This window comes from Pseudomonas sp. JL23 (genome assembly GCF_056933585.1).
In genome coordinates this window covers 4,541,905-4,566,120 of the sequence record NZ_CM167795.1, presented here as the reverse complement: position 1 = coordinate 4,566,120, position 24,216 = coordinate 4,541,905, and the positions used below count along the sequence as shown (strand labels likewise).

The following is a 24,216-nucleotide window of genomic DNA, read 5'->3' as shown; positions in this document are numbered from 1 at the left end:
TGATCACCATTTAGACCAAAAGCTATACCGTGAAAAATACCAATACAAGATTTTTTACCCATGGTCTAATGCGTTGCCAGCGTGGTTTTAAAGGTAGGCACTAGGCCTTTTTTTGTTCTCATTATGAAATTGGCGGGTTTGCACAGGTTTGCGCTGGGTATTGTGGCAATGCCATGGCAAATAAAATAAATCCGGGATGTAGACCATGAAAATGCTTCCTTCCAAGTCCTCCGACGTCGCGCTCCTGGCGCCTGAACGCAAGCAGGTGGCCTGGCAGGCCGTTCAGGCACTTCTGGAAATGCTGGAACGTCCAGAGTTCGGGCCAACTGAGCGGATTCCGGCGGAACGGGACCTGGCCGAGCATTTGGGCATCAGCCGGATGACGCTGCGAAAGGCCCTGCAAACGCTGATCGATCGTGGGGTCCTGGAGCGCCGGGGCAACCGCGGCACCTTTGTGACCGCTCCGGGCGTCGAGCGGCCGCTTAATACCGTGGCCCGCAAAGGCATTGCCGAAGTGGTCGAGCAAGCAGGGGCCAGGCCGGGCAGTAAATTGCTCTACTTCGAACAAACCCCGGCCAATGCCCGCGTGGCGAAACTGCTGAAGATCCAGGAAGGCGACACCCTGCTGACTATCAGGCGCCTGCGCACCGTGGATCAAAAGCCATTCTGCATCGAGACCAGCTATATCCCGGCTGCCCGCGCACCGGAACTGGTGGCGGGCGACCTGATCGAAGGCGCCTCGTTGTATGCGCTGTTGTTATCGCGCTACCAGATCGAAATCGAAAGCGACGAGGGCACGCTGAGCATCGCCGCGATGAACGACCAGGAGGCACGCTTGCTCGACGTCGAGCCTGGGACGGCCGCGCTGGTCTACCGTGGTGTGATCTTTGACCGACGAGGGGAGCCGGTGGAATACCTGGTCTCGATCAACCATCCCCAACGCGTGGTATTCAAACTGGCGGACAGTCGGGTCAATGGCCTTCATACCGACCTTTAGCTCAAGTCGAAAAAGCCTTATGTGGTTCAGTTACCGGGTATTCATCGACCTGATTTGAACCTCAAAGAGGGATGTGGGTTGTCGACAGGACCTGGCGCAACCCCATGAACGAGCGAATCTGGCGAACCCCGGGCAGGTACAGCAATTGTTCCGCATGCAGCCGGTTGAAACTGTTGCTGTCCTTGGTTCGTATCAACATGAAGTAGTCGAATTCCCCCGTCACCACATGGCATTCCATGCAGCCGGACACCTTTTGCGCCGCCGCTTCGAAGGCCGCGAAGGATTCCGGCGTCGAGCGGTCCAGCACTACGCCGATCAACACCACCATTCCGGCATCGAGCGCTTGATTGTCGAGCAACGCGACAATGCCCTTGATCAGGCCGGCCTGTTTGAGGCGTTCGACTCGTCTCAGGCAGGCCGGCGCGCTCAGTCTCACCTTCTCGGCGAGCGCCACATTGGAGATAGCGGCGTCTCGCTGCAGGGTCTTGAGAATCGCGCGGTCGGTCCGGTCCAGCGGGTGCGGCTCTGCGCCTGAGGTGTCGGGTTTCTTGTGGTTGTTTGTTGCTTTCATATTGATTTCTGCACAATAAAAATATGTTTTATGTTTTAACGGATTAATTATATTTCTTTAATAGGGCAAAACTTGCAACACATATTTTCGGCTTTTTTCTTAATATTGAACTCATCGAGGCCCCGCTGAAAAAACCTGGAACGCAGTCTTTTTGCCTTTCGGTCTGGCGCTTGGATATCAATAAACAAAGGAGCAAAGTCATGAACCTGAATCGTTTTAAACGTTATCCGCTGACCTTCGGTCCTTCTCCGATCACACCCTTGAAACGCCTCAGCGCACACCTGGGCGGCAAGGTCGAGTTGTATGCCAAACGTGAAGACTGCAACAGTGGCCTGGCGTTCGGCGGCAACAAGACGCGCAAGCTCGAATACCTTATTCCCGAGGCGCTTGAACAGGGCTGCGACACGCTGGTGTCCATTGGCGGGATCCAGTCGAACCAGACCCGGCAGGTTGCCGCCGTCGCGGCTCACCTGGGCATGAAGTGTGTGCTGGTCCAGGAAAACTGGGTGAACTACTCCGATGCGGTGTATGACCGCGTTGGCAATATCGAGATGTCTCGCATCATGGGCGCGGATGTACGACTGGACGCCGCCGGGTTCGACATCGGTATTCGGCCCAGCTGGGAGAAGGCCATGAACGACGTGGTGGAGGGGGGTGGCAAGCCGTTCCCGATACCGGCGGGTTGCTCCGAACATCCCTATGGCGGCCTCGGATTCGTCGGCTTTGCCGAGGAAGTGCGGGAGCAGGAAAAACAACTGGGGTTCAAGTTCGACTACATCGTGGTCTGCTCCGTCACCGGCAGTACCCAGGCCGGCATGGTCGTCGGTTTCGCCGCAGACGGCCGTTCGAAGAACGTTATCGGCATTGATGCCTCGGCCAAGCCAGAGAAAACCAAGGCACAGATCCTGCGTATCGCCCGGCATACCGCTGAGTTGGTGGACCTGGGTCGCGAGATCACTGAAGACGATGTGGTGCTCGATACACGCTTCGCTTACCCGGAATATGGCTTGCCCAACGAAGGTACGCTGGAAGCCATTCGTCTGTGTGGCAGCCTTGAAGGTGTGTTGACCGACCCGGTGTATGAAGGCAAATCCATGCACGGGATGATTGAAATGGTCCGCCGTGGCGAGTTCCCCGAAGGCTCGAAGGTGCTTTACGCACACCTGGGCGGGGCTCCTGCGCTGAACGCGTACAGTTTCCTGTTCCGCAACGGCTGATTAACGCCAATAACCTGTAGGAGCGAGCTTGCTCACGAAGCGATGGTTTAGTCGGCATCAATGTTCAACGTCACGACCTCATCGTCGTATCGCCGCCCGGACCAAGCTGCTCCTGCCCAACCGTCGGGAGTACCGCCATGCATGCGATATCGCAATCCGCAGTCTGGATCAAGGAACCTTTGGCGGATGCCGGAGTGGTCATCGTGACCAGTGCCGCGCTCCCTGAATACATGATCGACAAGCTGCACGTGGCGATAGATGACTGGGATCAGGTGGCTTATCTGGCGGTCAGGCAATCCGAAGAGTTGATGGCCGACTGGTTGCGGGTCGGGTCCAGCCCGGAGCAGTCTGCCGGGGGCGACGCGTGTTATGCCGGCCAACTGTTGCGCTCGGTCTCCCACGCAAGCTTTTTACTGGCTGTCGAAGTCGGCACGGTTCCCGGCCTCACCTGGTTGGGGTCCGTGCACGGGCACCCGTTGCGCGTCGTCGAACTGGGAACGGCTGCCTCATCCACCGCAGCGATGGATCAACAGATAGAGCAAGTGCTTTCGGCGACCCGCAGTCTGGCGAAAAGCGTGCTGCAGGCGCGCGGCGTCATTTAGCCAGTGTCCGCACCAATTCGCCTGTCGATTGCTTCAGACGGGGCGGCCGAACGTCCGGTCATTGCAGCGGTAGAACAGGTGAAAGATCTCGCCCGAGTGAAACGTTCGCACCACCTTGAAGGGTTACCCGACACCTGGAGGAGTTGCTCATGAGCCGGTCCGATATCCAGACCCAATTGCAGGGTCAGATAGATGAAGATGCATTGGAAATGGCCGAGTGGCAGGAGGCGTTGCTGTCCGTCATTGCCCACGGCGGCACTGTCCGGGCAAAACAGATCCTCGACATGCTGGCGGCCGTGGCCGGCACTTCCAGGATCGGTTGGCGGCCCAGTCACGGCACGCCCTATATCAATACGATCAGCGTCGAGCAGCAACCGGTGTTTCCGGGCGACTTGGCGCAGGAAGAGCGACTGGCATCGATCATGCGCTGGAACGCGCTGGTCATGGTCGCCAGGGCCAACCAGGCCTATGGGGAGCTGGGTGGCCACATCGCCAGTTATGCCAGCGCTGCGGATTTGTTCGAGGTGGGATTCAATCACTTCTTCAAGGCGCACACCGACACCCGCGGCGCAGATCTGGTGTTTTATCAGCCGCACTCGGCACCTGGCGTCTATGCACGAGCCTTTCTGGAAGGGCGTCTCGAAGAGCAGGATCTGCAACATTATCGGCAAGAGATCAGCGCACGTGCCAATGGCGCTCGGGGTTTGTCGAGTTACCCGCACCCGTGGTTGATGCCGGACTTCTGGCAGTTCCCGACCGGTTCGATGGGCATTGGTCCGATCAGCTCGATCTACCAGGCGCGTTTCATGCGTTACCTGCAACACCGTGGTTTGCAGGACACCACCGGGCGCACTGTGTGGGGGGTATTCGGCGACGGTGAAATGGATGAGCCGGAAAGCATGTCGGCCCTGACCCTGGCGGCGCGTGAAGGGCTGGATAATCTGGTGTGGGTGGTCAACTGCAACCTTCAGCGCCTGGACGGTCCTGTGCGTGGCAACGGTCGCATCATCGATGAGCTGGAGGCGCTGTTCGGCGGGGCTGGCTGGAACGTCATCAAACTGGTCTGGGGTTCCGACTGGGACGGATTGTTTGCCCGGGATAAAGACGGCGCTCTGGTCCGGGCATTGTCGGCTACGGTCGATGGCCAGTTCCAGACATTCGCGGCCAAGGATGGGCGCTTCAACCGCGAGCATTTCTTCGGCCAGGACGAGGCCCTGGCGCATTTGGCCCAAGGCCTGACCGACGAGCAGATCGACCGCCTCAAACGCGGTGGTCATGACCTGGTGAAAATCTTTGCCGCGTATCAAAGCGCAGTGCTCGAGGGCAAGAAGCCTACGGTCATCCTGGCCCAGACCAAGAAGGGTTTCGGCATGGGCGACGCCGGGCAGGGCAAGATGACCGTGCACCAGCAGAAGAAACTCGACAAGGACGCCTTGATCGCTTTTCGTAACCGCTTCAATTTGCCGTTGAGCGATGAACAAGCCACCTCGCTGAGCTTTTTCAAACCGGGCGACGACAGTGCTGAAATGCGCTACCTGCATGAGCGTCGCCGGGCGTTGGGCGGCTATCTGCCGTCGCGGCCCACCCCTTCGGCATCGTTGGCTGTGCCTGACGTCAGCAGCTATGCCGGGTTTGCCATCGCTGCCGACGGCAAGGATATGTCCACCACCATGGCCTTCGTGCGCATGCTCAGCGGTTTGCTGCGGGACAAGCAATTGGGGCCGCGAATCGTACCGATCGTGGCGGATGAAGCGCGTACCTTCGGCATGGCCAGCCTGTTCAAGCAGATCGGCATCTATTCCAGCATGGGGCAGCGTTATGAGCCGGAGGACATTGGTTCGATCCTGAGTTATCGAGAAGCCCTGGACGGGCAGATTCTCGAAGAGGGCATCAGCGAGGCCGGCGCCATCAGCTCCTGGGTGGCTGCCGCGACCAGCTACTCGGTGCATGGCCTGCCGATGTTGCCGTTCTACATCTACTACTCGATGTTCGGGTTCCAGCGCATCGGCGACCTGATCTGGGCGGCGGCGGACCAGCGCGCTCGCGGGTTCCTGCTCGGCGCGACTGCGGGGCGCACAACCCTGGGCGGCGAAGGTTTGCAGCACCAGGACGGTAACAGTCACGTGATGGCGTCGATGGTACCCAATTGCCGTGCCTACGATCCTGCGTTCGCCGGTGAGTTTGCGGTGATTCTGGACCACGGCATGCGCCAGATGCTGGAGCGTCAGGTCGACGAGTTTTACTACGTCACATTGATGAACGAGAACTACCCGCAGCCGAATCTTCCCGAAGGTGTCGAGCAGGCGATTATCAAAGGCATGTACCTGTTCGCCCGGCATGAAGTCAAAGACGCGCGCGGCAGCGTTCAGTTGTTGGGCTCCGGCGCCATCCTGCGCGAAGTAATTGCCGCCGCCGAGTTGCTGGCGAGCGATTGGGGCATCGATAGTCAGGTCTGGAGCGTTACCAGCTTCAGCGAGTTGGCACGTGATGCTCGTGAAGTGGAACGCTGGAATCGATTGCATCCTGGACAACCTTCGCGCTGCAGCCATGTCCAGGAGTCTCTCAACGACCCGGCGCCGATCATTGCATGTACCGATTACGTGCGCGCCTTGCCCCAGTTGATCGCCAGTTATCTCGATGCCCGTTACACCGTGCTTGGCACCGACGGGTTTGGCCGCAGCGATACTCGAAACCAGCTGCGCAGGTTCTTCGAAGTGGACCGCCACCAGATCGTCTTGAGTGCGCTGACCTCACTGAGGCATGAGGGGCGTCTGGACGCCAGTGTCTGTGCCGACGCCATTGAGCGTTATGCCATTGACGCTGACGAAGCAGTCCCTTGGGACGCTTGAAACCGGCTTCAGACAGAACCCGGTTTTTTAAAAAGCCTCAACTGTTCTCGCCGACAGCCAGAATGGTCGCCACCAGGGCCAGAGCGCGAGGTACCAGCGAGTCCAGTTCGAGATATTCACGATCAGTGTGGACCTTGCCGCCAACCGGCCCGAGGCCACACAGGGTTGGAATGCCCAGACTGGCGGTGAAGCCGGAGTCGGCGCAACCGCCTGTGAATTCGCCTTCGACGCTGAAACCCAGCGCCAGGGCTTTTTGTTGGTAGATGTGCAGCAGCCGTTCGCTGTGGTGGGCTTCCATCGGTAGAAAGGTCGTCGCTTCCTTGAGGACGGCGCGGGTGCCGATCACTTCTTCTTCTGCGACGATGGCCTGGATTGCGCTAAAGATCCGGTCCCAGTGCTTGAGTTCGATGAAGCGCACGTCCAGCCGGGCACAGGCGCCAGGCGCGACGGTGTTGCTGGACGTGCCACCGGATATCAGGCCAACGTTAGTGGTGATGCCGGCCGGGTAATCGGTCAAGGCATGGAGCTTGACGATTTTGCGTGCCAGGGCCTCGATGGCGCTGGCTCCGTCGGCATGGTTGACCCCGGCATGCGCCGCGCGACCGCTGACTTCGATAATCAACGTGGCACCGCCTTTGCGTGCGCTGACCACGTTGCCGCTGGCCCGGCCGGGTTCGGTATTGAGCACGGCACGTGCGCCCAGGGCGGCTTTTTCGATATGGGGCCTGGCGCTGGCGGAGCCGATTTCTTCGTCACCGGTGAACAGAACCTGCACCGGACAGGGTAACTGCCCCGCGCGTTTAAGTGCCTTGAGGGCGAAGCAATTGAGCACCAGCCCGCCTTTCATGTCGGCGACGCCTGGGCCATAGGCGAGGTTGGCGTCGCGGCTGTAGCCGCGAGTCGTGGTGGTGCCTTTTGGGAACACGGTATCGCGATGGCCCAGCAACAGCACCGGCTTTGCGGATTCGCCTGGCACTTCGGCGAGTATCACATCGCCAAAACCATCGATCGGCATGCGCTTGATCAGGATGCCGTCGGCTTCCAGTTCGGCCGCGAGCAGCGCGCCCACAGCATCGACGCCTGCCTTGTCATAGCTGTTGGAGTCGGTGTCGACGAGACGCTGCAGCAGCGATTCCATGGCTTGACGCTGGTCGGCAAGCCAGTCCAGCGCCTGTTGTGCAGGGGTGCTCATTGTGCCTGCTCCCGAAGGTGATGTTCTTGAGTCAGGCGCGCCGCGTCGTTGCCCAGGTCCCAGAATAGCCCGGCCATGATTTGCAGGCTTTCCTTGACCACCGATGCCAGCAAGTGTTCGTTCGGCGCATGTTGTGAGCAGGCCGGGTATGAGTGCGGCACCCACAATGTGGGCAGGCCGAGCACGTCGGCGAACACATCGTTGGGCAGCGAGCCACCGAGGTTTGGCAGCAGCGCAGGTTTTTTGCCGGTGGTCTGTGCCAGGGAGCTGAGCGCCCAATTGACCCATGGGCTTTGCGGGTCCAGCCGAGTGGCGTGCATCACATCGATGCGGCTTTGCCTGACCTCGACATTGCTGAAACCATGAGCATCCAGGTGGGCGCGCACAGCCGGGATAAAGGTTGTGTAGTCGCTGTTCACCACGAAGCGGATATGGCAGTGGGCGTTGGCTTTACCGGGGATCGCGTGCACGGGGGCGTCCGGGTTGCCGGTCTTGAAGGCGATGACGTCGAGGGTATTCCAGCCGAACACCTTTTCGCTCAGCGAGAGCTCGGGATTACCCCAGTTGGCGTCGATTTCCGGATCGCCCGGCCCGCCACCGACGTCAATATCGGCCAGTGCCTGCCGGACCGGCTCCGGCAGTTTATCGGGCATCAACCCTGCTACTTTCACCCGACCGTGTTCATCGACCATGCTGGCGATGGCATTGGCCAGAATGATGCCAGGGTTAGCCAGCAACCCGCCCCAGTTGCCAGAGTGATGAGCGCCTTCGCGCAAATTGACCACCAGCTCGAAGTTGAACACCCCACGTGAGCCAAGAAAAATCGTCGGTCGCGATGCCGCCAGGCGCGGGCCGTCCGAGGCGATGAAAATATCTGCCGCAAGCTCTTTAGTGTGTGCTGCACAGAATGCCTTCAAGCCCGGCGAGCCTTCCTCTTCGCCCATTTCCAGCAGCAGTTTGACGTTAAAGCCCAGTTTGCCGTCGCGAGCCTTGAGCGTTTGCTCCAGCGCGGTCAGGTTGATCAGGTGCTGGCCTTTGTTGTCCGCCGTGCCGCGGCCGTACCAGCGATCGCCCTCGACAGTGACTTGCCATGGCGACAGGCCTTCACGCCATTGCGCTTCATAGCCCCGCACCACATCACCGTGGCCGTAGCTGAGCACGGTCGGCAGTTCTGGATGTTCAATGCGTGTGGCGATCATGAAGGGGCCGCGCTCCGCCACTGGGTTGTCATAAATCTCGACGCTGAAACCCATCGCCTCGACGTGCGGGGTGATGAAGTCCTTGAGGTAGCGATGCAGCTCGGGCTGGCTGTCCGGTGCCTGGCTTTCGGTGTGCAAGGCGACGCTGCGTTCGAGCAGACTGTAGAACGCGCCGTTGTCAAACTGCTCTACGGTGTTGCTGATGGCCAATGAACGACTCATGAGTGGGCAAGCTCCAGTGTTTGGGCAGAATTGTCGTGAAGGTGGCAACGCACGTTGCCTCCGATAACGGGATCATTGGTCGGGTAAGCCGTTTTGCACGGTGCGAAGCAGCTCGGGCAGCGCGGGTGGAAAGCGCAACCGGACGGCGGCGACATTGGATTGGGGAAGGTGCCGTGCAGGCCGATTTCGGGAATACCCAGGCGCGGATCGGGTGTGAGCACCGAGTCCAGCAAGGCGCGGGTATAAGGGTGGCCGGGTTCGGCAAACAACGCTTCGCGCGTACGTTCTTCGACGATGCGCCCCAGATACATCACCGCGACCCGGTCGGCGAGGTGCTCGATCACCGCCAGGTTATGGCTGATCAGTAGATAGGTCAGGCCGAACTCGCGCTTGAGGTCTTGCAACAGGTTGAGAATCTGCGCCTGCACCGAAACGTCCAGCGCCGAGGTGGGTTCGTCGCAGATCAACACATCAGGGCGCATGATCAACGCCCGGGCAATGGCCACCCGTTGTCGCTGGCCGCCGGACAGTTGGCTCGGATAGCTGTCGATCACGCGCTTGGGCAGGCCAACCACCTCGAGCATTTCTTCGGTCTTCTTGCGCCGCTCGGCGGTGCTGCCGATGTCATGCACGATCAGCGGCAGGGTAACGATTTCGCGCAGCGTCTTGCGTGGGTTCAGCGATGAGTATGGGTCCTGGAATATCGGCTGAATGTGTCGGGACATTTCTTTGCGATCAGTCGCCGCCAGATGTTTGCCATTGACCAGCACATCGCCGCTGGTAGGCGGCAACAGACCGAGCAGCATCTTTGCCAGGGTACTTTTTCCGCAACCGGACTCACCGACCAGACCGAGCGTCTCGCCACGCATCAGGCGCAGGGAAACGCCATCAACGGCCTTCAGGGTGGCGGCGGGTTTGAAAAAGCCCTTGTTGATCCGGAACTCACGACGGATGTCACACAGCTCCAAAGCGATGTCTTTTTTCATGACCATGCACGCTCCTGAAGGGGGATGGGTGCTGGCGCCGGTGCGGCGAACAGGCAGCGCGCCATGTGTCCGTCCTGCTCTACTTCGGGGATGTTTTGCGCGCAGGCCGCTATCGCCTGAGCGCAACGATTACGGAACGCACACCCTTGCTGTTCGCCCACCAGACTCGGCACCAGGCCTGGAATCGAACCTAGCGCCTCACCCGGTTTGGTCCGGCCAGGGATAGGAATACTGGCCAGCAGACCACGGGTGTACGGATGCTGCGGGTTTTCGAACAGTTGCAGGGCAGGGGCGGTTTCGACGATTTCCCCGGCATACATCACGGCGACTCGATCGGCGATCCGTGCCACCAGTCCAAGGTCGTGGGTGATGAAGATCACCGCCAGGCCGAGTTCTTTCTGAATGTCGCGGATCAAGCGCAGGATTTGCGCCTGAATGGTCACGTCCAGTGCAGTGGTGGGTTCATCAGCGATGATCAGGTCCGGTTCGCACATCAACGCCATGGCGATGATCACCCGCTGGCGCAAACCGCCAGAAAGCTGATGCGGGTACTGACGCAAGCGCTCGGTGGCATTGCTGATGCCGACCTTCTCCAGCATCTGCGCCGCGCGAGCGAGGGCGTCCTTGCGTGACACCTTGCGATGCCGGGTCAGCACTTCGCTGAGCTGATCGCCAATGCTGTAGGCCGGATTCAGCGAGGTCATCGGTTCCTGGAAGATCATCGCCAGACGGTTGCCGCGCAGGTCGCACATGCGCCGTTCGCTCTGGCCCAGCATGTCGATACCGTCCAGCGTCAGCCGGGATGCGGTGCGCTTGGCCTTGCGTGGCAGCAGGTCCATCAGCGCCAGCGAGGTCAGAGATTTACCGCAGCCGGATTCGCCGACGATGCACAGCATTTCCCCGCGCTCGACTTCGAAATCCAGACCGCGCACGGCATGCAGCATGTCATCCGGCGTCGGGCTGTTGCCCATGGGGATGTCCACACGCAGGTTTTCTACATGGAGTAGTGCCATGTTCAGTACCTTCTATCAGTTACGGCCGTCGGGCAGGATCAGATCGCGCAGGCCATCGCCGACCAGGTTGATGCCCAGTACCAGAATCATCAGGGCGACGCCGGGAATGGCGATGACCCACGGGGAAAAGAACATGTAGGGTTTGCCTTCCGCGATCATCAAACCCCAGGACGGCGTCGGCGGCTGCACGCCGACCCCGAGGAATGACAGTGCCGACTCCAGCAGGATCGCGTGGGCCATTTCCAGCGTCGCGACGACGATCAACGCACCGACCAGATTGGGCAGAATTTCACTGACCAGAATGCGCAGGGTCGAGCAGCCAAGCGCCTGGGCCGACGCCACATATTCAGCATCGCGAATCTGCTGCACCGAAGCCCTGACCACCACCGCGAAGCGATCCCATAACAGGCAGCCGAGCAGCACGATGACCACTTTCAATGAGCCGCCCATCAGAGAGGCCGAGGCCAGTGCGACCATCACGACCGGCATTGCCAGCCGAGTGGTGATCAAGTAGCTGATAAACGCGTCGACCTTGCCGCCGTAGTAGCCAGCCAACAGCCCCATGAAGGTGCCGATAAAGCCGGAGATCAGCGCTGCGGCAATGCCGATAAACAGCGAAATACGGGCGCCGTAGAGCAGTCGCGACAGATAATCACGGCCAAGCTTGTCGGTGCCGAGCACGTATTCCCAGGTTCCGTGGGTCATCCATACCGGCGGTTTCATGCGCAGCATCACGTCTTGCGCATAAGGGTCGTAAGGTGCCAGCCACGGCGCGAACAGGGCCCCGGTGAAGATGATCAGCAACAACACCGTACCGATGGCGAAACCACGATGACGAAAGCTTTTACCGAGGACTCGGCTCAGGCTGCTGGGGGGTGGCAGGTAGTCATTGATTGCCAGGGTAGTGGGGGTGCTCATGTAGCCTCCTAGCGCACGCGAATGCGCGGGTCGAGCAGTGCGTTGAGCACATCGGCCAGCAAGGTGAGGATGATGTAGATCACTGCAATCAGCAGGACCACGGCCTGTACCACCGGGAAATCGTCACGGGCGATGGCGTCCCAGGCCAGCTGTCCGATGCCTTGCAGGGAGAACACGGTTTCGATCACCACCGAACCGCCGAGCATGAAGCCGAACTCCACTGCCGCCAGCGCGACCACTGGAATCAAGGCGTTGCGCAGCGCGTGCTTGAACAACACGCGGGCTGGGCGCAGGCCCTTGGCGCGGGCGGTGCGGATGTAGTCGGAACTGAGTACATCCAGCATGCCGGCGCGGGTCAGACGCATGATTGCCGGCGTCGCGTAGTAGCCCAGAGCAATGGCCGGCATGACGAAGTGCAGCAGGGTTGAATTGCCGGAAACCGGCAGCCACTTGAGCGTCACCGCGAACACCACAATCAGGATCAGCGCAAACCAGAAACTTGGCATTGCCTGACCCAGCACCGCGATACTCAAGGCCAGTCGGTCAACCCAGGTATCGTGTTTGACCGCTGCCAGCACGCCCAGTGGAATCGCCACCAGCAAGGCGATACCCAGCGCCATGGCACCTAACCCCAGGGTAATCGGCAAGCGGCTGGCGACGAGGTTGTAGACCGACTCCTGAAAGAAAAACGAGTTGCCCAGATCCAGCCGCAGCAAATCGCCCAGCCAATTGAAGTACTGGGTCGGTAACGGTTTATTCAAACCGTACTGCACGCGGATCTGGTCGATCTGTTCGCTGGTGGCCTCCGGTCCGCCAATGGCAGTGGCCAGGTCGCCGGACAGATGCAGAAGAGAAAAGCTGATCACCGACACGGTAATGGCAACGCAAATAGCGATGCCGAGACGGCGCAGAAGGAATCCAAGCATGGCAAGTTTCCTCATATCCAATGGATGACATAGGTGAGAGCGTGTCCGTGGCGCGGGTCAGTCCGCACGCCACGGCATCTCTCGATCAAAGCGCTCGGTTGCGGATTACTTCCAGCTGGACTGAACGAAGCGCGGCAGCTCATCCGGGTACGGCGTGAACACGAGTTCGGAGGTGTAGGCGTAGTTCATCGAGTAGTTGAACAGCGGCGCCCAATAGGCCTGTTCGCTGATGCGTTGCAACGCCTTGCGGTAGTTGTCCTTGCGCACTTGTGGGTCGAGGGCATTGTCGGCGGTCTGCAACCAGCCCTGTACTTGCGGGTCCTTGATGTTGTCGTCCGGGTTGCCCTTGAACCAGGTACCGGCCGATGCCGAGGTGTCGAGGATCGAGAACGAGCCCCAGGCCTGGAACGACATGGGCACCTTGCCGCCACGCTGTTGATCGCGCAGGGCGGCGTACTTCAGGTAGCGCAGCTTGGCGTTGATGCCCACAGCGCGCAGGTTGCCGATAATCGCTTCGACGTAATCACGATCGCGATAAGCGAAAATTTCTGTGTCGAAGCCATTGGGGTAACCGGCTTCGGCGAGCAGCGCCTTGGCCTTGGCCGGGTCGTAGTTGTAGACCGTGGCCGCAGTGATATCGCAGCCGAACTGGCCTGGATAACAGGCAACCTGCAAGGGTTTGGCTTTGCCACCCACCAATTGCGTGGCCAGCGCGTTGCGGTTGATCGCATGGTTGATGGCCTGACGCACCTTGAGATTCTTCATCGGTGAGTTTTCAGTGGAGGTGCCCCGGGCATCAAGAATCAGGAAGCCGATACGCATGGTTTCGCCGCTGGTCACGGTCAGGCTCGGCACCGCCTTGAGGTCGACTGCCTGATCTGCAGTCACACGCCAGGTCCAGTCGACACCATCGGTCATCAACTCGGCCAGGCGGGTTTCTGCATCCGGGATCACCCGGAACTTGAGGTGGCTGATATGTGGCTGGCCTTGCGGGCTGTCTGCAAAGTAGTCCTTATTGATCTCCATGGTCACGCCTTCGCCAGCCACCACTGACACGGCTTTATACGGCCCGGTACCAATGGGTTTGTGACTGAATTCGGCCAGGCCGACCTTTTCGAAGTACTGCTTGGGAAACATCGGAACGGCGTTGGACAGGTACTCCAATGCCGGAGGGAAAGGCTTCTTCAAATACAGACGAACGCTGTAGTCACCGGTTTTTTCTGCGCTTTTAATCCAGTCTACGTTTTGCACGGTAACGACTTTCGCTTCGGGCGACACCACGTAGTTGAGGGTGAACACCACGTCGTCGGCGGTGAAGGCGTCTCCGTTGTGAAATTTGACGCCCTTGCGCAGCTCAAAGTCGATGGTGGTGTCGTCGACCTGTTTCCAGCTGGTGGCCAACATGGGTTTGTATTCGCCGCTGTTGGGATCGCGGTAGATCAGGTTGTCCCAGATCAGCCGGCCGAGAATCACGCCTTCGCGTAAATCGTTGTGATAGGGGCTGATATTTTCAGGCTCGCTGTCGGAAGCGTAAACCAGGGTGTCGTTGGCTTTACCGGCATGAGCCGGAAAACTGCTGATGAGGCCCATCAGCGCAATACTGCAGGCGAAACCTTTGATGCCCATGCCGTCGTCTCCGTTGGCGAGAGTGGTTGAATCAAAGGGCAGCGAATCGCAAATGCGTAAAGGAGGATTAAAAGGTCAGGTGTTGTTTTTTTTGATGTGGACACGAATGTAGGGAAAGGCTATCAATGCCACAAGAATAATATTTAGATACTTCTGTTGCCGAAAAGGCAATCCTCGGAGGCGCCAATGCAGCTGTATGGTGTGCAGTCCACGGCTCTGCGCTACTTTCTTGAAGTGGCGCGATGCGGATCGATCAGTGAAGCGTCGGTGCGGCTGAATGTCGCGGCGTCAGCGGTGAGCCGACAAATTTCCAAGCTTGAGGTGGCACTGGATGCCAGCCTGTTTGAGCGTCGTGCCCGGGGCATGGTGCTCAGCGAGGCAGGGGGGCGGCTGGCGGCTTATGCGCGCAAGTCGCAGCTTGAGGCCGAGCAGGTGGTGCTGGAAATTACCGAGTTGCATGGTTTGCAACGGGGTCATGTGCATGTTGCCTGCTCGGAAGGATTTGCACTGGAATATATGCCCAGGAGCATAAGCGCGTTCAGGCGTGAGTATCAGGGCATTCATTTCACATTGGAGGTCTGTGCGCCGGCGCAAGCGACTGAGAAGGTTCGTTCCGGCGATGCCGATCTGGCGATGACCTTCAGCCTGATGCCGCAAAAGGAAATCAAGGTCGAACATGTCCTGAGCGGAGCGATCCTTGCCGTGGTGGCCAATGCTCATCCCTTGGCCGGGCGTGAAGCGGTGAGCCTCGCTGAGTTGCAACCCTGGCCCATTGCGTTACCCAAGGCCGATACCACGATACGGCAACTGTTCGACATCTGTTGCGGTGTACAGGGGTTGTTGTTCGACCCGGTATTGACCACCAATTACGTTGCCGCGCTCTACAGCTTCGTCCGCGAAGAGGGAGGCATCAGCCTGGCCAGCGAAATGACCTTGCACAAGCAGGTGGCAGACAAGCAGTTGCAGTGCTTGCCGATCCTCGATGAAGGCATGCAGGCACGGCGCATCGAACTGCAAAGTATGGCTGGACGCAATTTACCGGCGGCGGTTTCTGCATTCAGGGATTTTCTGATTGCTGATCTGACGAAAGCGAAGCGTCTTTAAAAATGAGGTAGCCAATGATCAAGAGCGACCACCGGTCGCCGAAGATCTCCATGCCGTCGTTCAGCGCGCAATAAATTCGATAAAAAAGCCCGATCATCCGGGCCGGACGGTCTGGCAGTAGTGGTACCTTCCACGCTGCGATCACAGGAGCCTGTCAGATGAATCGCCACAGCCCCTCTCACCTGGCAGCAACCCCTTTAGCCGCGCCAAACGTTGAAAACCCTGCCGTCCACCCACCTGTCTGGCACTACGGCCCGAGCATACCGATCATAGGCAGCAATGGCCTGGGCATTTTTGGTTTCTACCTTGCGCTGCTTATGCTGGTGCCGGGCTACGGGCTGGCGATGATGCTCCTCAACGGGCTTGAAGCGATACAAGGTGTGCCGGCCAGTCATGAGTCGGGCCTCACGGGCTCGTCGCTTCTCCTGTGCCTGCTTGGCATTGCAGTGCTCATTGCTGTGTTCTTCGCGTGGATGGCCTCTGAGCCTCAAGTGCAGGCCTTCACGTTCGACGAAAGCCAGCAACTGCTTACCCTGACGGTAACCCGTCGCGGCCGCAAACCCGTCGAAGTGCGCGTGCCCTTTAGCGACATCAGTTACATCCGTCCTGCGTTGTCGCCGCATTTGACCGCCATGGTCACTTCCGTGTCGTGTATCTGGGGCCCAAGGGCAAGGTGTTCGAATATCAATTGGGTGACGGCACCTCTCTGCAGGAAATGGAGTTTCATGCTGCGTGGTTGCGGGGAGTATTCGGGAAGCGGATGTACGAACTGTTAAATCTGGACAAATGAAGGAAGCACGTTCTGCCAGCTCATCTCCCAGGATATGGCGGGCACAAGCGAGTGTTGAACTGGTTGAACAGACTGCATACTCTGTTGCTGCGCCTGTCACAGACTGCTTGTATGCTTGCACCGCGAAAAACGTGGCCGCAGTGAGTGCCGACGTTCGAATGATGGCTGGAATGGAAACCGGACTTCCTTATGGTGCTGACTTGAAGCGTGATACCCGCCTTGTAATACTCTTGCTGTTTGTGATCGGCTGTTCCCTGACTTCACTGACGATCTGGAAAGTCCTCTCGTCCCGCGACCGAGCGCTGGCGGAGGTGAACGTTCATGGCCTGAACCTGACTCAGGCGCTTGGCACTTACACTGAAGGCATCGTCCGGCAAAGCTCGCTGCTGTTGCTCGGGCTTGTCGAGCGCCTGGAAAACGAAGGCAGTGGCCCCGTGCAAATCCAGCGAATCCGTGCGCTGATTGACAGGCAGCAGCCACTGATGCCGCAACTCAGTGGTATCACTGTCTATGACAATCAGGGTCATTGGCTGATGTCCTCCAACCGGCCGATCCCGGCGGGTGCCAACAGCCGCGATCGTGCCTATTTCACTCATCATCGTGACAATCCCGACCGTGAGCCGTTTATTGGCCCGCCGATCCAGAGCCGTTCGAATCGGCAGTGGGTGGTCACCATCAGCCGCCGTTTCAATGATGTCCGAGGCGAGTTCGCCGGGGTGGTGGCCGTGACGCTGGGCGTGGAAAACTTCCTGCGCGTGTTCGGTAAACTCGATGTAGGACAGGATGGCGCAATCGGCTTGTCCTTCACCGATGGCACGCTGCTGGTGCGCTATCCCTTTCGCGAACAGGACATGGCGCGCAACTTTTCCCAAACGCCAATTTACGCCAAGTATCTCGTCGATCAAACAGTCGGCACCGCCTCGTTCACCTCCAGTCTGGACGGCGTGGAGCGGCTTTATGCTTTCCGCAAAAGCGAAACCTTGCCACTGATAACTACCGTTGCGCTGGGCAAGGATGAAGCCCTCGCCGCATGGCGTATCGAGGCATTGCTGTCGGCGGTGGTGGTGACGGGGCTGCTGGGATTGACCGGGCTGATTGGCTGGTTCCTGCTCGTGGATATACGTCGGCGAACCCTGGCGGAAGAGGCATTGCATGTCACCCAGCAACAGTTGCTTGATTCCAACCGACAACTGGAGTTATTGGCGACGATGGACGCGCTGACCGGCCTGGCAAACCGGCGCTGTTTCGATGACACTCTGGCCGTGGAAGCGCGCCGGGCACAGCGCGACAGTTCAACTCTGGCCTTGCTGATGATCGATATCGACCATTTCAAACTGTTCAATGATGCCCTCGGCCACGTTGCCGGCGACGCCTGCTTGCAGGCGGTGAGCAAGCTATTGCGTACCTGCGTGCGACGCCCTTCGGATCTGCTGGCGCGTTATGGTGGTGAGGAAATGGCAATCATCATGCCTGCGACCGATAGCGAAGGTGCTGCGGCGGTAGCGCAAGTTATTATCGACCGCTTGCAGCAGGAAAACATTACACACCCGAACAGCCCCTTCGCGCGCGTGACAGTGAGTATCGGTATTGCCACGGCGGCAGGTCCGCAGTTAGAGCGGATACTTGCTTTTATCGAAGCCGCCGATCAGGCGCTATACAGGGCGAAAGCGGCGGGTCGCAATCGATACCGCCATTGATCAGGCGAAATGGGTACTTGCGGGTAAAGCGCTTGGCATAATCCCCGGAAGCAGGCCATCAGTCGTTGACTGACGCGGGGTTTGAATACTGCCGATTTTATCCCGTCTTGGGCAACTAGGATTGCCCGATTTTTTTACAATATAATCAAAGGTTTGTCCTACAGTCGGTATTTGCTCAACTTCTTCATCAGGTATATGAATATTGAATTCCTCCTCGATTGCCATCACGAGCTCAACTTGATCAAGCGAGTTGGCGCCCAGATCTGTGGAGAAACTCGCTTCCTTGGTGACTTTTGATTCATCGACATTCAGCTTATCGACAATAATTGATTTGAGTATGTCAAACACGCTTGCCATGGTGCACCTCGCCTTGCTTCGTCAATACACGCCTCGCAATGTTCCCCCTGATTACCCACCGCGACAACTGTCAGAAATGCTAGGTTTGACTCGTAAATCAGCCTGCGCGCCGCACTTTCTGCCATTTCCCTGATCTATCTCTGTCACAACCACACCGCCCCTGGCGTGGACGCAAGAGTCAGATTGCCTGCCGATGGATCGAAGATCACCTGTTCATATACCTCGGACGCTAACGCTGGCGGTACTCTTGGTGCTCAGTGCCACAGCCTGCACCCAACAAGACGGCCGTGACATTGCCCGGCAGTTCAGCAATGGCAAACCCGATGAGTTTTTCCAGACCACGGTGGATCGCGTGGCGACTTTGGGCATGCACGACAATCTGCAGAGCCTGTATCTGCTGATGAACAAGCTGTATCTGCGCAACCCGAATCAGTGGCGGTTGTCGGGGTATACCGATGCGGTGACGGCTGCCCGGGAGATTCGTCGGGCGATTGAGCAGCGTCAGGCGCTGCCTGCGCTGGGCGATCGGCGTGATCTGGCGGCCTTGAGTTATTCCTTGAGTCCGGAGTTTCGTGGTGATCGGGTTGGCGCTTTTATCTATGCGATTGGCAGCATGTTGGTGACGGCTCATGGCGGGCGCACACAGTTTTATATGACTGACTCGATCAATCCGCAGTTTGTCAGCAATGCCGCGCGCAATATAGAAAAAGCCACCTGGTTGCTCAGCCAGCGCCAGGATGCCAATGGTTCGTTGATGCTGTTTTCCAACGAAATATCGGAGCAGGGCAGCAATCTCAGTTTCGCCGTGGAGTTTGGCAAGATCGTCGCGCGCCTCGATCTGCTTGCGCAGATTCTCGATGAGCGTTACCGGCGCATTGGCCTTAATTACGCGCAAAGTTTGTTGCTGATGAACTTCCTGCCGGTGCAGTAGCATCGTGTAGTTGTGAATAGTACCGCTTATCCAGTATGCCTGGTCATATCCCGGTACTGTTCTAGCCTTGTTTCCCTTCAATAATCATCGAATAAAAAAGGGGGCAGTATGCCATCGCTCACCCAACGCACCGACTGGTACGGCACAACTAAAAGCGATGTCATCGACGGTGTCGAAGGCAATAATATTATTTACGCAAACGCCGGTAACGACGTGCTTACAGCAGGCGAGGGCGAGGGTGTCAGCCTGTTGATCGGCGGTGCCGGCAACGACCGACTGATTGCCGGCAGTCAGGACGATACCTTTCGCTTTACCAGTGAGAGCGACAGTTATTCCGACAGCACCGGCGGTCATAGCGATTTGATCGTGGGGTTCGATCCAGCCCATGACACGCTTGATCTGACAAGTATCGGCCTGGACGGAATGGGTCATGGTTATGGCGGGAAAGTTGATCTTGTGTACAACGAGGCGCTGGACCGTACCTACTTGCGCAGCTATGAGCATGACTATATTCCCGGCGAAGACCTCAAGTACTTCCAGGTCGCCCTGCAGGGTGATTACCGCACCACGCTTACCGATGCCAACTTCTGGAATCTCGAGGAGCGTGACCAATTCGACGACGTCCTGACCGGCACCGATAAGGGCCAGGAAACCCTGTCGGGGCAAATGGGTCGCGATGTGCTCAACGGCGCAGGCGCAGATGACCGTATCGTCGGCGGTCTGGATGGCGATACGCTCACAGGCGGCAGTGGCGCGGACACGTTCTTCTTCGCCACCGTAGCCGACAGTTTTCGGGTCGACGCCGATGTCACCCACCGCGACCTGATCACTGACTTCCATGCCGCCGAGGGCGATTTGATTGACCTGTCCATGCTGGGTTTCACCGGCCTGGGTGACGGTCACGATGGCACGCTGAAGCTCAGCGTCAATGCCGCTGGAACGCAGACTTCCCTCAAATCACTGGACCCGGATGCCGAAGGGCATAGCTTTGAAATTCTTTTCACCGGTGATGTGCGCAAAGCGCTCAGCGCAGGCAGCGTGATTTTTGACAGTAACCAGACCACTGCGGTCATCGAGAACGAGATCGAACTCATCGGGCTGGTCCCGGCCCCACCTGAAGCAGTCTGACCATTTGTTCTAAACGCGCTGCATAAATTTAAAATGCCGATACACGGTCAGGCTTCGGTCCGGGGGCTCTAGATAGGGCCTCCGGGGATTGGAGCGGGGTTAGGTTGTGAATAAGTTAAGAGATCATACCATCATCCCAGTATACAAATGAAAAAGCCCATGCTAGAACTTAACCAAGCTTAACGCCTGCCTAGTGACGCCAAGCCCAGGTCTGGATCGCTGCCTTTCAGTGGCCCCAATAAGAACATCATCTCATCACACCAGCTCTTGGAGCCTGTAGGTGAGTCGGAGAAACGCCATGCATGACAGCTCCGCTTCCCGGGTCGAGCAATCGGCCATTCGCAGCATTTCCCTACGCCTTGTGCCATTCGTGGCGCTCATGTTTTTCATCAATTTCCTCGACCGCACGGCGATCTCATTTGCCGGTCCCAATGGCATGACCCAGGACCTGGGCCTGACCATCGCTCAATTCGGCCTGGCCTCGGGGATCTTCTTCATCGGCTACATCCTGCTTGAGGTGCCAAGCAACCTGGCGTTGCACAAGTTCGGCGCCCGCAAGTGGCTGGCGCGGATCATGGTGTCCTGGGGCATCGTTTCGTTGCTGTTCACCTGGGTCAGCAGTGTCGAAGGCCTGTACACCCTGCGCCTGTTGCTCGGCATCGCCGAAGCCGGTTTCTTTCCGGGGGCGATCCTGTTTCTCAGCCTGTGGGTGCCGGCGCGTTATCGCAGCAAGATCCTCGCGCTGTTCTACCTCGCGCAACCGCTGACCATTGTCATCGGTGCACCACTGGCAGCCTGGCTGATTGGTCATGACGGTCTGTTCGGCCTGTCCGGCTGGCGTGTGATGTTTCTCGGCGTGTCATTGCCTGCCATCGCCGTCGGCCTGATCGCCTGGTTCTATCTGGTCGATCATCCTTCTCAGGCCAAGTGGTTGAGTGGCGAAGAAAAGGCCTGGTTGATCGGCGAACTGGATCGCGAGCACAGCGAGTCAGCCAACAGCAAGCACCATATCGGTGTCGGCGCGGCCATGCTCAACGGCCGGGTATGGATGCTTTGCCTGATCTACTTCGGCTTCATCTACGGGCTGTACGCGCTGTCGTTCTTCCTGCCCACCATCATCGGTGGCTTCCAGGCGCAGTTCGGCACCACGTTCAGCGTCTTCGAGAAGGGCCTGATTACCGCGATCCCGTATCTGCCGGCGGCTGTGGCGCTGTACCTGTGGTCCCGCGATGCGACCCGGCGTGGTTGCCGTACCTGGCACATTGCGCTGCCAGCCCTGACCGGCGCGGTGAGTATCCCCCTGGCGCTGTATATGGGTTCGCCGACCGCTACCGTCGCGGTGATCACCATCACCGCCTGTTCGATCTTCGCCGCGCTGCCCAATTTCTGGACGCTGCCTACCCAGTTCCTCACCGGCGCGTCTGCGGCGGCTGCCGTGGCGCTGATCAACACCGTCGGCAATGTCGCCGGTTTTTCTGCGGGCTTCGTGACCGGCGCACTCAAGGATTACACCGGCAGTTATTCGGTTCCGATGATGGTGGTCGGCGGCCTGATGCTGATGTCCGCCGTGTTGATGGTCGCCCTTGGCGCCCGTCGGCCTCAGGTCGAAGCCAAACCGATGGGCGTGCCGCCTCGGGCCTTCCAGGGAGAATAAGAAATGACCCGTTTGTTCAATCAACCTTCTGCCTTCGCCAGTGAGCTGCTTGAAGGATTCGTTGCCGCGCACCGCGACAAGGTGCGTCAAGTGCCCGGTGGCGTGATACGCAGCACCCAGTACAAACCCGGCGAAGTGGCGGTGGTGATAGGCGGCGGCTCGGGGCACTATCCCGCGTTCGCCGGTCTGGTGGGTCAGGGGCTGGCCCATGCGGCGGTCATGGGCAATCTGTTCGCTTCACCCTCCGCGCAGCAGATCTACGGCATCGCCCGTACCGCGCAAAAGGGCGGCGGCGTGTTGCTGGGGTACGGCAACTATGCCGGTGACGTGTTGCATTTTGGTCTGGCCAAGGACCGGCTCAATGCCGAAGGCATCCCTTGCGAAGTGATCGCGGTCACCGACGACATTTCCAGTGCCGCCATTGATGAACGCCACAAGCGGCGGGGCATTGCCGGTGACCTGGTGGTGTTCAAGGTCGCGGCGGCCTCCAGTGAAGCCGGATACGATTTTACCGAGGTGGTGCGGGTTGCTCGTCACGCCAATGCCCGGACCCGCTCCCTGGGCGTGGCGTTCTCCGGTTGCACGCTGCCGGGCGCCGAACATCCGTTGTTCGATGTGCCAAAGGGCCGCATGGCCCTGGGCATGGGCATCCATGGCGAGCCAGGCATCAGCGAGGGCGCGGTGCCAAGCGCCGATGAGCTGGCGCAGACCCTGGTTTCGTCCTTGCTCAGTGAGTTGCCGGATGGCATCACGCAAGCGGCAGGTCAGCGTGTCGCAGTCATCCTCAATGGCCTGGGCAGCATCAAGTACGAAGAGCTGTTCGTGCTCTATCGGCGAATCGCCCAACTGCTCGATGCCGCCGGGTTGACCGTGGTCGAGCCCGAGGTCGGCGAGCTGGTCACCAGTTTTGATATGGCCGGGCTGTCCCTGACTCTGTGCTGGCTGGACGCCGAACTGGAAGCATTCTGGTGTGCGCCCACTTTGACGCCCGCCTACCGCAAGGGCTCCCTGCAAATTGCCCAACCAGAGATCGAAGACGCTACCCGGTTCACCGAACAACAGGTGATACCGCCCGCCAGCGCCAAATCCCGGCGTTCTGCGCACTGTGTGATGCAGGCTCTGGAGGCGATGCAGCGCGTAGTGGTGGAGCAGGCCGATGAACTGGGCCGCATCGATGCGGTGGCCGGTGATGGCGACCATGGCATCGGCATGCAGCGCGGGATCATCGCCGCTGTCGGCAAGGCCCGTGAGGCACTGGCCTTGAATGCGGGTGTCGGCACCTTGCTGCGCTTTGCCGCTGACGCCTGGGCCGACGAGGCGGGCGGTACTTCCGGCGCCATCTGGGGGGTGTTGCTGACTGCTTTGGGGACCTCGCTGGGAGATCGTCTGGAGCCGGACGCGATCTCGGTGGCTGACGGCATTCGCCGGGCCAGCGACGGCATTCAGCATTTCGGCAAGGCGCAGGTCGGCGATAAAACCATGGTCGACGTACTGGTGCCGTTCAGCGCGGCACTGAGTGAAGCGGCCGGGCAGGGCCTTGAGTTGCATCAGGCCTGGCGCATCGCGGCACAGGTCGCCAGCGCTGCCGCCACTGCCACGGCCCAACTGCGCCCGCGCATCGGTCGCGCCCGGCCCCTGGCGGAAAAAAGCCTCGGTACCCCGGACGCAGGCGCGGTATCGCTTGCCCTGATCATCAATGCCATCGAGCCCGTCCTGTGGACCGGCACCCTGGCTCCCCGCCGCATTGAGGAGACTGTTCATGAGTGACATTTTGCGCATCGTCATCGGCTCGGATGACGCCGGTTATGAATACAAGGAAGCGCTCAAGCGCGATCTGCTGGGCTATGCGGACGTCGAGCTGATCGAAGACGTCGGCGTCGACAGCCAGAGCCATACGGCCTATCCGCTGGTGGCCATTGCCGCGGCGGAAAGGGTCGCCTCGGGGGCGGCGGACCGGGCGCTGCTGATCTGCGGCACGGGTCTTGGCATGGCGATTTCGGCCAACAAGGTCCCGGGCGTACGCGCGGTGACGGCCCATGACAGCTTTTCCGTAGAGCGTGCGGTGCTCAGCAATAACTCCCAGGTCCTGACGTTCGGCCAGCGGGTCATCGGCATCGAACTGGCTCGACGCCTGCTCAAGGAGTGGCTGACCTACCGTTTCGATGAGCACTCGGCGTCGGCGCAAAAGGTGCAGACCCTGACCGATTACGAGCGAGTCAGCGCGCGATGAACAGGGC

The 24,216-nt window shown here is 59.3% G+C and carries 20 protein-coding genes and 1 pseudogene; 12 read left to right on the top strand and 9 right to left on the bottom strand.

Annotated elements, in window-relative coordinates; all coding sequences use genetic code 11:
- The first annotated feature begins 205 nt into the window (after positions 1-205).
- Positions 206-997: a GntR family transcriptional regulator gene (locus AC1Z24_RS21025; protein WP_483742539.1), complete on the top strand. Its 792-nt coding sequence runs from the start codon at positions 206-208 to the stop codon at positions 995-997.
- 61 nt (positions 998-1,058) lie between these two features.
- On the opposite strand, the gene AC1Z24_RS21020 is transcribed toward AC1Z24_RS21025, so the two are convergent.
- Complete coding sequence (locus AC1Z24_RS21020) at positions 1,059-1,568, bottom strand: Lrp/AsnC family transcriptional regulator (protein WP_483742538.1); 510 nt, start codon at positions 1,566-1,568, stop codon at positions 1,059-1,061.
- A gap of 200 nt (positions 1,569-1,768) precedes the next feature.
- Here AC1Z24_RS21020 and AC1Z24_RS21015 point away from each other — a divergent pair, with 200 nt between their 5' ends.
- From AC1Z24_RS21015 to mdeB, 3 genes are all read left to right on the top strand, one after another.
- Positions 1,769-2,785 carry a 1-aminocyclopropane-1-carboxylate deaminase gene (locus AC1Z24_RS21015; protein WP_483742537.1) on the top strand — a complete coding sequence of 339 codons (1,017 nt, stop codon included), beginning with the start codon at positions 1,769-1,771 and terminating at the stop codon, positions 2,783-2,785.
- Positions 2,786-2,922: 137 nt separating this feature from the next.
- A complete protein-coding gene (locus tag AC1Z24_RS21010) occupies positions 2,923-3,387 on the top strand; it encodes a transketolase (RefSeq protein WP_483742536.1) in 465 nt (154 codons plus the stop codon).
- Positions 3,388-3,536: 149 nt separating this feature from the next.
- Positions 3,537-6,236, top strand: a complete 2,700-nt coding sequence (gene mdeB / locus AC1Z24_RS21005) for an alpha-ketoglutarate dehydrogenase (protein ID WP_483742535.1) — start codon at positions 3,537-3,539, stop codon at positions 6,234-6,236.
- 37 nt (positions 6,237-6,273) lie between these two features.
- Here mdeB and AC1Z24_RS21000 read toward each other — a convergent pair whose 3' ends face one another.
- From AC1Z24_RS21000 to AC1Z24_RS20970, 7 genes are all read right to left on the bottom strand, one after another.
- Positions 6,274-7,428, bottom strand: coding sequence for a M20 family metallopeptidase (locus tag AC1Z24_RS21000; RefSeq protein ID WP_483742534.1), 1,155 nt, complete (start codon positions 7,426-7,428; stop codon positions 6,274-6,276).
- Positions 7,425-8,849 (bottom strand): M20 family metallopeptidase, encoded by a 1,425-nt coding sequence (locus AC1Z24_RS20995; RefSeq protein WP_483742533.1) that lies wholly within the window; start codon positions 8,847-8,849, stop codon positions 7,425-7,427. The genes AC1Z24_RS21000 and AC1Z24_RS20995 overlap by 4 nt, the downstream gene beginning before the upstream one ends.
- Positions 8,846-9,835, bottom strand: coding sequence for an ABC transporter ATP-binding protein (locus AC1Z24_RS20990; protein WP_483742532.1), 990 nt, complete (start codon positions 9,833-9,835; stop codon positions 8,846-8,848). Before AC1Z24_RS20990 ends, AC1Z24_RS20995 begins: the two co-directional genes overlap by 4 nt.
- A complete protein-coding gene (locus tag AC1Z24_RS20985) occupies positions 9,832-10,848 on the bottom strand; it encodes an ABC transporter ATP-binding protein (RefSeq protein WP_483742531.1) in 1,017 nt (338 codons plus the stop codon). Before AC1Z24_RS20985 ends, AC1Z24_RS20990 begins: the two co-directional genes overlap by 4 nt.
- Before the next feature lie 15 nt (positions 10,849-10,863).
- A complete protein-coding gene (locus tag AC1Z24_RS20980; RefSeq protein ID WP_483742530.1) occupies positions 10,864-11,766 on the bottom strand; it encodes an ABC transporter permease in 903 nt (300 codons plus the stop codon).
- Between the two features lie 8 nt (positions 11,767-11,774).
- Positions 11,775-12,692, bottom strand: a complete 918-nt coding sequence (locus tag AC1Z24_RS20975; RefSeq protein ID WP_483742529.1) for an ABC transporter permease — start codon at positions 12,690-12,692, stop codon at positions 11,775-11,777.
- Between the two features lie 105 nt (positions 12,693-12,797).
- Positions 12,798-14,318, bottom strand: coding sequence for an ABC transporter substrate-binding protein (locus AC1Z24_RS20970; protein ID WP_483742528.1), 1,521 nt, complete (start codon positions 14,316-14,318; stop codon positions 12,798-12,800).
- 186 nt (positions 14,319-14,504) lie between these two features.
- Here AC1Z24_RS20970 and AC1Z24_RS20965 point away from each other — a divergent pair, with 186 nt between their 5' ends.
- From AC1Z24_RS20965 to AC1Z24_RS20955, 3 genes are all read left to right on the top strand, one after another.
- Positions 14,505-15,422 (top strand): LysR substrate-binding domain-containing protein, encoded by a 918-nt coding sequence (locus tag AC1Z24_RS20965; protein ID WP_483742527.1) that lies wholly within the window; start codon positions 14,505-14,507, stop codon positions 15,420-15,422.
- Positions 15,423-15,580: 158 nt separating this feature from the next.
- A complete protein-coding gene (locus tag AC1Z24_RS20960; RefSeq protein ID WP_483742526.1) occupies positions 15,581-16,198 on the top strand; it encodes a hypothetical protein in 618 nt (205 codons plus the stop codon).
- A gap of 214 nt (positions 16,199-16,412) precedes the next feature.
- Positions 16,413-17,909: a GGDEF domain-containing protein gene (locus AC1Z24_RS20955; RefSeq protein WP_483746681.1), complete on the top strand. Its 1,497-nt coding sequence runs from the start codon at positions 16,413-16,415 to the stop codon at positions 17,907-17,909.
- A gap of 123 nt (positions 17,910-18,032) precedes the next feature.
- On the opposite strand, the pseudogene AC1Z24_RS20950 reads toward AC1Z24_RS20955, so the two are convergent.
- Positions 18,033-18,266 (bottom strand): annotated as a pseudogene (locus AC1Z24_RS20950) (acyl carrier protein); the annotation flags it as partial.
- A 193-nt stretch (positions 18,267-18,459) separates the two neighbouring features.
- On the opposite strand from AC1Z24_RS20950, the gene AC1Z24_RS20945 reads away from it, so the two are divergent.
- The 5 genes from AC1Z24_RS20945 (at position 18,460) to AC1Z24_RS20925 (ending at position 24,209) form a co-directional block, all read left to right on the top strand.
- Positions 18,460-19,197 (top strand): hypothetical protein, encoded by a 738-nt coding sequence (locus AC1Z24_RS20945; RefSeq protein ID WP_483742525.1) that lies wholly within the window; start codon positions 18,460-18,462, stop codon positions 19,195-19,197.
- A 108-nt stretch (positions 19,198-19,305) separates the two neighbouring features.
- On the top strand, positions 19,306-20,325 hold the full coding sequence (locus AC1Z24_RS20940) for a M10 family metallopeptidase C-terminal domain-containing protein (RefSeq protein WP_483742524.1): 1,020 nt from the start codon (positions 19,306-19,308) through the stop codon (positions 20,323-20,325).
- Between the two features lie 298 nt (positions 20,326-20,623).
- A complete protein-coding gene (locus AC1Z24_RS20935; protein WP_483742523.1) occupies positions 20,624-21,979 on the top strand; it encodes an MFS transporter in 1,356 nt (451 codons plus the stop codon).
- Between the two features lie 3 nt (positions 21,980-21,982).
- Complete coding sequence (locus AC1Z24_RS20930) at positions 21,983-23,746, top strand: dihydroxyacetone kinase family protein (RefSeq protein WP_483742522.1); 1,764 nt, start codon at positions 21,983-21,985, stop codon at positions 23,744-23,746.
- Positions 23,739-24,209, top strand: coding sequence for a ribose-5-phosphate isomerase (locus AC1Z24_RS20925; protein ID WP_483742521.1), 471 nt, complete (start codon positions 23,739-23,741; stop codon positions 24,207-24,209). Before AC1Z24_RS20930 ends, AC1Z24_RS20925 begins: the two co-directional genes overlap by 8 nt.
- Positions 24,210-24,216 lie beyond the last annotated feature (7 nt).

Bases quoted from the DNA above. Each gene is read 5' to 3' on its own strand.
- AC1Z24_RS21025 (WP_483742539.1), top strand. From the start codon at position 206: ATGAAAATGCTTCCTTCCAAGTCCTCCGACGTCGCGCTCCTGGCGCCT.
- AC1Z24_RS21020 (WP_483742538.1), bottom strand. From the start codon at position 1,568: ATGAAAGCAACAAACAACCACAAGAAACCCGACACCTCAGGCGCAGAG.
- AC1Z24_RS21015 (WP_483742537.1), top strand. From the start codon at position 1,769: ATGAACCTGAATCGTTTTAAACGTTATCCGCTGACCTTCGGTCCTTCT.
- AC1Z24_RS21010 (WP_483742536.1), top strand. From the start codon at position 2,923: ATGCATGCGATATCGCAATCCGCAGTCTGGATCAAGGAACCTTTGGCG.
- mdeB (WP_483742535.1), top strand. From the start codon at position 3,537: ATGAGCCGGTCCGATATCCAGACCCAATTGCAGGGTCAGATAGATGAA.
- AC1Z24_RS21000 (WP_483742534.1), bottom strand. From the start codon at position 7,428: ATGAGCACCCCTGCACAACAGGCGCTGGACTGGCTTGCCGACCAGCGT.
- AC1Z24_RS20995 (WP_483742533.1), bottom strand. From the start codon at position 8,849: ATGAGTCGTTCATTGGCCATCAGCAACACCGTAGAGCAGTTTGACAAC.
- AC1Z24_RS20990 (WP_483742532.1), bottom strand. From the start codon at position 9,835: ATGAAAAAAGACATCGCTTTGGAGCTGTGTGACATCCGTCGTGAGTTC.
- AC1Z24_RS20985 (WP_483742531.1), bottom strand. From the start codon at position 10,848: ATGGCACTACTCCATGTAGAAAACCTGCGTGTGGACATCCCCATGGGC.
- AC1Z24_RS20980 (WP_483742530.1), bottom strand. From the start codon at position 11,766: ATGAGCACCCCCACTACCCTGGCAATCAATGACTACCTGCCACCCCCC.
- AC1Z24_RS20975 (WP_483742529.1), bottom strand. From the start codon at position 12,692: ATGCTTGGATTCCTTCTGCGCCGTCTCGGCATCGCTATTTGCGTTGCC.
- AC1Z24_RS20970 (WP_483742528.1), bottom strand. From the start codon at position 14,318: ATGGGCATCAAAGGTTTCGCCTGCAGTATTGCGCTGATGGGCCTCATC.
- AC1Z24_RS20965 (WP_483742527.1), top strand. From the start codon at position 14,505: ATGCAGCTGTATGGTGTGCAGTCCACGGCTCTGCGCTACTTTCTTGAA.
- AC1Z24_RS20960 (WP_483742526.1), top strand. From the start codon at position 15,581: ATGAATCGCCACAGCCCCTCTCACCTGGCAGCAACCCCTTTAGCCGCG.
- AC1Z24_RS20945 (WP_483742525.1), top strand. From the start codon at position 18,460: ATGGATCGAAGATCACCTGTTCATATACCTCGGACGCTAACGCTGGCG.
- AC1Z24_RS20940 (WP_483742524.1), top strand. From the start codon at position 19,306: ATGCCATCGCTCACCCAACGCACCGACTGGTACGGCACAACTAAAAGC.
- AC1Z24_RS20935 (WP_483742523.1), top strand. From the start codon at position 20,624: ATGCATGACAGCTCCGCTTCCCGGGTCGAGCAATCGGCCATTCGCAGC.
- AC1Z24_RS20930 (WP_483742522.1), top strand. From the start codon at position 21,983: ATGACCCGTTTGTTCAATCAACCTTCTGCCTTCGCCAGTGAGCTGCTT.
- AC1Z24_RS20925 (WP_483742521.1), top strand. From the start codon at position 23,739: ATGAGTGACATTTTGCGCATCGTCATCGGCTCGGATGACGCCGGTTAT.